Here is an 8715-nt window from a genome sequence, read left to right as displayed (position 1 = left end):
CTTCAGAGGAGAGAAAGGACAGTATGTTTCAACTCTGCTGCCAAAGTCTCTGACTCTGGCAAACTATACAAAGCTTTTTACAGACACAGGTATTCTGAATTTCATGCAGATGTTCAAGAATACTTTGATAATAGCAATTTTCTCATGTATAATATCAACAGCGTTCGTGCTTGCAGTTTCATACTGTATGTCAAGAATGCGTTTTAGACTGAGAAAGCCATTTATGAATGTGGCACTTATCCTTGGAATGTTCCCGGGATTCATGGCTATGATAGCTGTGTATTACATCCTTAAGGTTCTGGGACTTTCAGAAGGCTCACTCATCAGGGTTGCTCTGGTACTCGTATATTCAGGCGGTTCAGGACTTGGATTCTATATCGCCAAAGGATTCTTTGATACTATACCAAAGTCGCTGGAAGAAGCAGCATACCTTGATGGTGCTACAAGATGGCAGTCATTTACAAGGATCATCATACCACTCAGCCGACCGATCATAGTTTATACGGTTCTGAATTCGTTCCTTGCACCATGGATTGATTTTGTGTTTGCCAAGGTTATATGCAGAGCCAACAAGGACTATTACACAGTATCCATCGGACTTTGGAACATGCTCGAGAAAGAGTATGTGTACAACTGGTTCAACTCATTTGCGGCTGGCGCAGTGCTGATATCCGTACCGATTATCATTCTCTTTATGATAATGCAGAAGTGCTACAAGGATAGCATGTCTGGAGGCGTAAAGGGTTAAGGATAATATATGAAATTATTTGCAAAACCTAAGTGGAATGAGGAAAGCATATGCCAGCAATGAAGTATCTGAAAAAAATAATAACATGTGTGCTAACAATTACCCTTATAATAATATGTGGCTGCCAGGACAATAACACCCCCTCCAACCCGTCTAAGGCGACCACAGATGCAGAATATGAGTCTGCCATGCATATTGCGGAGACAACGCCGCTTGGAAGGTATCCGGAACAGCTCACCTATACCCTGGGAAAGCTGTCCGGTGCAAATAATTCAAATCTCCCACAGGGAGAAACGTATGAAAATAACGCATACACACAGATATTAAATGAAATCTTAAATGTGCAGAACCAGGATATATTTGAGGCTGCTGATAATCAGTATGATGATAATGTATCCATGGTGATAGCACAGAAGGATCTTCCGGATGTGATGATCGTCCAGGACATGGATGAGCTGCAGTATCTGGTGGAAAATGACATGATCGAGGATCTCACAGACAGTTATAACAACTGTATGAGTGAAACGATAAAGAACATATATAAGAGTTATGGCAGCAGTATTATGGATGTAGTCACATTTGATGACCGTATCATGGCCATACCTGAGACAAATATATCAGATGGACCAAATCTGATATGGCTTAGAAAAGACTGGATGGATAAGCTGGGACTTGAGGCTCCGAGAACACTTTCGGATGCGGAGGAGATCATCAGGCAGTTTATTGAGAAAGATCCGGGAAATAATGGTGTAGGAAGTACCGTAGGGCTGGTGGCAGACACAAGTCTCTGCGGCGGTTGTGGTTATAGCAGCGAGTACACACTCGACATTGTATTTGCCGCATATGGGGCATTTCCGAAACAGTGGATAAAGGATGAGGACGGAAAGGTTGTGTATGGTTCTGTACAGCCGGAGGCAAAGAAGGCTCTGGAGCATATACATGAGATGTACGAGGAAGGGATTCTGGATCGGAATTTCCTCATGCGGACAAGCAGCAACATAATAGAACTCATAGTGAATGGACAGTGTGGTTCATTCTTTGGACCATGGTGGGCGCCAAATAATCCTCTTATGGACGCTGTAGCGGCCGATCCAACAGCAAAGTGGGAACCATATCTGCTTGCCACAGAGGAAAACGACTCAACGAGTTATCACACTCAGGTTCCATATGGCAACTTCGTGGTAGTCAGAAAGGGATATGAGCACCCGGAGATAGTGTGCAAGATAATAAGTGTGCTGTTCGACTATGTAAGATATGAGGACAAAGACAATCAGGCTATAAAGGATTACTACAAACTCAATGTGGATCCTACCGCAAGACCACTTGCAATGAACGTGGACTACAACAATGCACTTCAGATATGCTATGGCGAGCTGAACCACGTGTTCTCTGGCATAAGGCAGCCGGATGATCTGAATCTGCTGGAACAATCTTATTATGAGGCGTGTGAGTCATATCTCAAGAATGAAGATAATGCGTCATCGGAGGACTGGGCGGCATATACATCCCGTATAACTGCATGCAAGATCCTCAATGATGCGCGTACAAATAAAGTCGAATCTCTGTACTTCGGTGAGACTGAGACCATGGTGTCAGACTGGTGGCACCTTGAGAATCTGGAGAGCAATACTTACCTGAAGATAGTTACAGGTGAAGCAGATCTGGATGAATTTGACAGTTTTGTGGACAACTGGTATAAGTCCGGTGGAACAACGATCACCGATGAAGTTCGAAGGGAGTGCCGGTAGATATGATAAGAGCAATAGTATTTGATTTAGATGATACATTATACGACTGCCTTCACGAGAATGATAAGGCAGTGGAAGACACTGTGAGATATGTGGCAAATGAACTTCTTCATATAGATGAAGTGACAGTGATGAAAGCCTTTGAAGAAGGCAGAGACATGGTAAAGGATCAGCTCTCTGCCTGGGATATGGCGGCGCAGCACAATAGGGTGCTGTACTTCCAGAAGATGCTGGAGATTCTGGGGGTATCACCATTTAAGTATGACCTGCAGGTGTACAACTATTTCTGGAACAATTTCCTGAACAAGATATCCATATTCCCCGGGGCATTGGAGTTTATAGATGATATGAAAGCCAGAGGAATAAAGATTGGTATCTGTACAGATATGACTGCGCATATCCAGTTCAGGAAGATAGACAGACTTGGACTTACGGGCAGACTTGACGCAATGATAACAAGCGAGGAGGCTGGTATAGAAAAGCCGAACCGCAGGATGTTCGATATGATAGCTACAAAGCTGGGCGTAAAGAACGATGAGGTCATCTATGTGGGCGATAGCTACAAGAAGGATGTCATGGGAGCGAAAAATGCTGGAATGACACCGGTGTGGTATTTGTCGCTGCAGAACAAGACGGACGAGGATGTACTGGCTGTGTCCAGCTATCCGGAACTTAAGAACATAGTGAATAGGGCGATGTAAAAATGCCGGAGTGCGTGATAATTAAAAATCACATACTCCGGCTTATTTTGTTTAATATCCGTATTTCTTTTTATTTTTTATAAGGAAGGTGATAGTTATGACAAGGGTCACAGCCTCCGCTACGGCCACAGCACACCAGATTCCATTGATGCCAAACACCATAGGCAGCATCAACACCGCTGCAAGCTGTATCACCAGTGTTCTGAGGAAAGATATGGTTGCGGATACAAGCCCGTTGCCTAGACCTGTGAAGAAACCTGAGCCAAATACGTTGAATCCGCAGAACAGGAATGATATGGAAAAAAGCATCATACCGGTCTGGGTCATACGGCATAGTGTATCATCATAGCCAACAAATATTCTTGCGATAGGGAGTGCCAGAACCTCGGACAAAACCGTCATTGTTATGGCTGTGACGGCGGTGATCACAAGGCTTTTTTTAAGCAGGCTGTGCAGCTGTTTTTGTTACCGGCACCATAGTTATAACCGATGATAGGCGTGACTCCGATGGCATAACCGAAGAATATTGCCATGAATATGAATGACACATACATTATCACACCATATGCTGCTATACCATTTTCATTCGCAAGTTTCATAAGCTGCAGGTTATAGACCACAGACACAAGGGATGTGGACAGGTTGGTAAGCATCTCAGAAGAGCCGTTTCCACAGGCTTTCCAGATACACTTCCAGTCAAACTTTGCTTTCGTCAGTTTTAACGATCCTGTTGTGTTGGTCGCAAAATATATGAGCGGTACTACACTTCCTATAATCTGTCCGCACACTGTGGCAGCCGCAGCTCCGGCTATGCCGAGGCGGAACACAAACATGAGAAGAAAATCAAGTACCATGTTGGTGATACCCGCAAGTACTGAAACCAGCAGACCAAGGTTTTGTTTCTCTGCCGTTGTAAGAAAACTCTGAAAACTGTTCTGAAGCATAAAAAACGGCTCTGACAGAATGAGTATTCTTCCGTATAATATGGCGTCTGAGCGTATAGTATCGCTGGCTCCGAGGAGCTCGACTATCTGGGGCATGAAGACAAATCCTATGACTGCCACAATGCAGGACGAGATGATGATAAGCCACACCAGCATCGAGAATACTTCATTTGCCTTTTTCTTTTCCCCGAGCCCCATATAATATGAAGTCAGTGCGCTGCCTCCCGTACCGATCATGAATCCTATGGCGGATATCGCCATCAGCACAGGCATGACCAGATTGACCGCTGCAAATGGATTCTTGCCTATGATGTTGGAGACAAAGTAGCCGTCCACAATGCTGTAGATGGATGTCATGATCATCATGGCAATGCACGGCAGCACATATCTTATAAGCTTTTTATATGTAAATGAATCAGAAAGTCTTATTTCCATAATCCTTCAGTTCCTTTCTTAAGGTAATCGAGCTGACGCTGCATGAGTGAGAGCAGAAGTTCTCTTTCCTCATCCGTAAAACTCGAAAATGATGAAATATCAGCATTTGTCAGTGGCGTAATATATTTGTTGGCGAATGAGACTCCATTTTCCGTGATTGATAAATATTTGATGTTCCCTGCACCTTTGTGTGTTGTCAGAGAAATGAGTCCCTTGCCTTCCAGTTTTTTGACAGCAGAGTTGCATGTCTGTCTGGGTATGAACCATGTGTCGCATAGCTCTGCCTGAGTAAGTTCAGCTTTATTCTCAATGGTCAATATATAAATTATCCAGAAAGCAGTTTCAGGCAGCCCGGAGTTTCTTGCCGCCTCCTGCCAGATATCGTCCTGAGCTTTCCAGAGGGTGTTAAATATGCGTAGCTGTTCTTGTAAATGACTGTCTTTATATGCGATCATAAAATATGAAAAAACTCCTTTAGTTATTATTGGGGTGCAAATTTAAACCCATAGCAATGAGAAAGTATTTTCTTAAAATATATGATATTTGATCGGGAAAGCACCACTATCCAATATAAATCCGAAATCGGATTTAGTCAAGCAAGTTTATATAAATTTTAATAAGAGGACAGGATAGTGGGTTAAGTAAAGATATGCATAAATATTTTCATTTAAAGGTATGTGAAGGAGTTGTTTTGGGGCGGCCGTGTGGCTATAATAATAGACATGGGCTATGAATTTATAGATATATGTTATGGATGACTGAAATCTATGCGGTGTGAAGAAAGTAGTCATGGTCAGGAAAGGAGTATACACTTATGGGGTTTTTAACAGGTAAGACAGCGATAATAACAGGAGGCGGACGTGCAGTTCTCAGCGATGGAAGCTGTGGATCTATCGGATACGGAATAGCGACAGCATATGCCAAGGAAGGTGCTAATCTTGTACTTACAGGTCGTAATGTCCAGAAGCTTGAGGATGCAAAGGCAGAGCTTGAGAGCAAATATGGAATCAAGGTTCTTGCAGTCCAGGCTGATGTAAACGCAGGTGCGGACAATGAGAGCGTTGTCAAGAATGTTGTGGAGCAGGCGGTTAAGGAATTTGGAAGAATAGATGTGCTCATCAACAATGCGCAGGCATCTGCATCAGGCGTTACCATCGCAGATCACACAACAGCACAGTTTGACCTTGCCATATATTCAGGTCTTTACGCTGCATTTTACTATATGCAGGCATGCTATCCATATCTGAAGGAGACAAAGGGTTCAGTCATCAACTTTGCATCAGGTGCAGGCCTATTTGGAAATTACGGACAGTGCGCATATGCGGCAGCGAAGGAAGGCATCAGGGGCCTTACAAGAGTTGCAGCTACAGAGTGGGCAGCTGACGGAATAAATGTCAATATAGTATGTCCTCTCGCATGGACATCACAGCTTGAGAATTTTGAGAAGGCATATCCGGATGCGTTCAAGGCAAATGTTAAGATGCCGCCAATGGGACACTTCGGAGACGTAGAGAAGGAGATTGGACGTGCGTGCGTGGCACTCGCATCACCGGATTTCAAGTACATGAGTGGTGAGACGATCACACTTGAGGGCGCAATGGGACAGAGACCATAGTGCAGTCAATATATCAAATATGGCTTATGCTATGATAATAGAATATGATGTAGATGCGGATCCTGGTTCGCGGCTTGCATAAAAAATGAGCGTAACACAATAATACCCAGATGGGAAATGTGTTATGCTCATTTTGTTTAGCCGACTCAGTCATCAACTATATCTCAAACCAGATGGTTGTCCGCTTGTCGTTAATAAGACACAAGGTTTCTTAAAAAAATATGAAATATCTGCCATCATCCTTGAATAACCTTACTTGGAGTACTTATAATAGAACTTTGTTAAAGAAATCATGAGATGTCATGGACAGTCGATGCAAAATGCTGCTCGATGCATAACATTTGCCGACCATATACACAGGAAGAGGTGTTTTATTTGGATACAAACTCAGAAAACAATCTGGATACACGGGGAGTCCCGATCATGGGTCTTACCTCGGAGGAAGTAAGGGAACGGATCGACAATGGACTTACCAATCACACGGATATAAGTACGCAGAAGACAGTGGGGCAGATCGTCAAGTCCAATCTGCTTACATACTTCAATCTTATATTCCTCATACTTACGGTGCTGCTATGTATCGTTGGTTCATTCAGGAATCTGACGTTCCTGCCGGTCATCATAGGCAATACGGTTATAGGAATATTTCAGGAGTTGCGTGCAAAAAAGACTCTTGACAAGATGAGCATGTTAAATGCGCCGCATTCGATAGTTGTGAGAGACGGAGAACAACAGCAGATACAATCAGAGGAACTGGTTAAGGACGATATCATCATTCTGTCTGCTGGCAATCAGATATGTGCGGACGCAACTGTGCTCAGCGGCAGTATATCGGTAAATGAAGCCCTGCTCACCGGTGAGTCGGATGAGATCAAGAAGAAATCAGGTGATCGACTCATGTCCGGAAGCTTTGTGGTGTCCGGGCAGTGCTATGCCAAGCTTGACAAGGTGGGCAATGAGTCATACATATCACAGCTCACAGCCCAGGCGAAGGCCATGGGTGATGGCGAACAGTCAGAGATGATCAGGTACATCAACAAGCTTGTAAAATGGGTTGGAATCATCATCATACCAGTGGGAATCATATTGTTCTGCCAGGCGTATATCATGAATGGAGAGACATTCAAGAAGAGTGTTGTATCGATGGTTGCGGCGGTTCTCGGAATGATCCCTGAAGGACTTTATCTGCTCACAACTGTTGCGCTTGCGCTCAGCACAATAAGACTTGCGAAGAAACAAGTGTTACTGCATGACATGAAGAGTATAGAGACACTCGCGAGAGTCGATGTACTCTGTGTTGATAAGACCGGAACCATCACTGAGCCGGGTATGCAGGTTACAGAGCTGGTGATAAGCGGCAGATGCGGCGATGCCGAGATGGACAAGAGAGCATTTGCACATCTGCTGGCGGATTACTCGGCGGTCATTGAGGACAACAATGCCACAATGGAGGCGATCAGAGCCTATGTGGCTAAGAATGAGATAGAGAAGGGCAGCAGGACACTGCTCAAGACACAGCCTTTCACATCAGCGAACAAATACAGCAAGGTGTCATTTGTCGAGGGAGACTATATGCTTGGTGCTCCGGAGTTTATAATGAAGGATAGGTATGAGGATATATCCGAAGAGATAGAGGAGTACCAGAGCAAGGGATACAGAGTCCTTCTTATGGCGGAGTCAGGAGAGGATTCTATTGGTTCGGTAAGACCATTAGGAGGCATATCTCCTATTGGTTATATAGTGCTTTCAAATCCAATAAGGGAAAATGCGGAGAGCACATTTACATATTTCAAAGAGCAGGGCGTTGCCATAAAAGTCATATCCGGAGATAACCCTGCCACAGTATCAGAGGTGGCAAAGCGGGCAGGCATAGATGGAGCGGAGAACTATGTGGATGCGTCCACTTTGGCGTCTGAGAAGGATATAACTGAGGCTGTGGATAAATATACAGTATTTGGAAGAGTTACGCCTAAACAGAAGCAGCTCATAGTCAGGGCGCTCCAGAAACAGAAACACACGGTTGCCATGACTGGTGATGGTGTAAATGATATACTCGCAATGAAGGATGCCGATTGCAGTATTGCAATGGCATCCGGAAGTGAAGCGGCTGCGCAGGCGGCACAGACGGTGCTTCTGGATTCGGATTTCGGACGTATGCCATATGTGGTGTTTGAGGGAAGACAGGTGGTCAACAATATACAGAGATCAGCAAGCCTCTTCCTTGTTAAGAATATATTCTCACTGCTGATGGCCATATTCTCAGCGATATTTGCGATCACATATCCGCTGGAGCCTTCACAGATATCGCTCATAAGCATGTTCACCATAGGATTGCCGGGATTCCTGCTGGCACTTGAGCCGAACAGGGATCGTATAGAGGGAAACTTTATGGTAAATGTCATGTTAAAAGCATTGCCTGCAGGACTCACGGATGTGTTGTCGGTCGGAGCACTTGTAATCTGCGGACAGGTCTTCAATCTCCCGAGTGAGGACATAGCCACAGCCGGCACAATGCTTCTTGCGG

General features: G+C 44.4%; 6 protein-coding genes and 1 pseudogene. 5 read left to right on the top strand and 2 right to left on the bottom strand.

Going from position 1 to position 8715, the window contains the following annotated elements; genetic code table 11:
- From CCU_RS07145 to CCU_RS07135, 3 genes are all read left to right on the top strand, one after another.
- Nucleotides 1-748 (top strand): sugar ABC transporter permease (locus tag CCU_RS07145; protein WP_208896076.1); only part of this gene is annotated, 748 nt, incomplete at its 5' end.
- A 50-nt stretch (nt 749-798) separates the two neighbouring features.
- A complete protein-coding gene (locus CCU_RS07140) occupies nt 799-2496 on the top strand; it encodes an extracellular solute-binding protein (protein ID WP_015534107.1) in 1698 nt (565 codons plus the stop codon).
- A 2-nt stretch (nt 2497-2498) separates the two neighbouring features.
- Nucleotides 2499-3197: an HAD family hydrolase gene (locus tag CCU_RS07135; protein WP_015534106.1), complete on the top strand. Its 699-nt coding sequence runs from the start codon at nt 2499-2501 to the stop codon at nt 3195-3197.
- 51 nt (nt 3198-3248) lie between these two features.
- Here the strand turns inward: CCU_RS07135 and CCU_RS07130 are convergent.
- Both CCU_RS07130 and CCU_RS07125 read right to left on the bottom strand, forming a co-directional pair.
- Nucleotides 3249-4498, bottom strand: a pseudogene (locus CCU_RS07130) (MATE family efflux transporter).
- 68 nt (nt 4499-4566) lie between these two features.
- Nucleotides 4567-5031: a MarR family winged helix-turn-helix transcriptional regulator gene (locus tag CCU_RS07125; protein ID WP_015534104.1), complete on the bottom strand. Its 465-nt coding sequence runs from the start codon at nt 5029-5031 to the stop codon at nt 4567-4569.
- Nucleotides 5032-5390: 359 nt separating this feature from the next.
- On the opposite strand from CCU_RS07125, the gene CCU_RS07120 reads away from it, so the two are divergent.
- Both CCU_RS07120 and CCU_RS07115 read left to right on the top strand, forming a co-directional pair.
- The gene (locus tag CCU_RS07120; protein ID WP_004851555.1) at nt 5391-6191 is read left to right on the top strand and encodes an SDR family NAD(P)-dependent oxidoreductase; all 801 of its coding nucleotides are present in this window, start codon (nt 5391-5393) and stop codon (nt 6189-6191) included.
- A gap of 330 nt (nt 6192-6521) precedes the next feature.
- Nucleotides 6522-8715 (top strand): cation-translocating P-type ATPase (locus CCU_RS07115; RefSeq protein WP_208896075.1); only part of this gene is annotated, 2194 nt, incomplete at its 3' end.

Source organism: Coprococcus sp. ART55/1 (assembly GCF_000210595.1).
Classification (GTDB): domain Bacteria; phylum Bacillota; class Clostridia; order Lachnospirales; family Lachnospiraceae; genus Coprococcus; species Coprococcus aceti.
This window is presented reverse-complemented; position numbering and strand designations above follow the sequence as displayed.

What these genes read in the sequence shown, in the direction of transcription:
- CCU_RS07140 (WP_015534107.1), top strand. Translation starts at nt 799, where the DNA reads ATGCCAGCAATGAAGTATCTGAAAAAAATAATAACATGTGTGCTAACA.
- CCU_RS07120 (WP_004851555.1), top strand. Translation starts at nt 5,391, where the DNA reads ATGGGGTTTTTAACAGGTAAGACAGCGATAATAACAGGAGGCGGACGT.
- CCU_RS07135 (WP_015534106.1), top strand. Translation starts at nt 2,499, where the DNA reads ATGATAAGAGCAATAGTATTTGATTTAGATGATACATTATACGACTGC.
- CCU_RS07125 (WP_015534104.1), bottom strand. Translation starts at nt 5,031, where the DNA reads ATGATCGCATATAAAGACAGTCATTTACAAGAACAGCTACGCATATTT.